Origin of the sequence: Pseudomonas sp. 30_B (genome assembly GCF_017491605.1) — a bacterium.
GTDB lineage: Bacteria > Pseudomonadota > Gammaproteobacteria > Pseudomonadales > Pseudomonadaceae > Pseudomonas.
In genome coordinates this window covers 1-243 of record NZ_JAFGYY010000515.1, presented here as the reverse complement: position 1 = coordinate 243, position 243 = coordinate 1, and the positions used below count along the sequence as shown (strand labels likewise).

At 68.3% G+C, this 243-nt stretch carries 1 protein-coding gene; it reads left to right on the top strand.

Annotated features, from left to right (window positions below; all coding sequences use genetic code 11):
- On the top strand, positions 1–243 hold a 243-nt coding region (locus J5M67_RS29300), incomplete at both ends, for a sulfatase-like hydrolase/transferase (protein WP_207888765.1).

The following is a 243-nucleotide window of genomic DNA, read 5'->3' as shown; positions in this document are numbered from 1 at the left end:
TCACCGGCCAGGCTTCGCTGCGCACCGGCCTGACCAAGGTCGGCATCCCCGGTTCGCCGGTGGGCCTGCAGGCCCGCGACATCACGCTGGCCCAGGCGCTCAAGGGGCAAGGCTACGCCACCGGCCAGTTCGGCAAGAACCACCTGGGCGACCGCGACGAATACCTGCCGACCAATCACGGCTTCGACGAGTTCTTCGGCAACCTCTACCACCTCAACGCCGAGGAAGAGCCGGAGCGCCCGT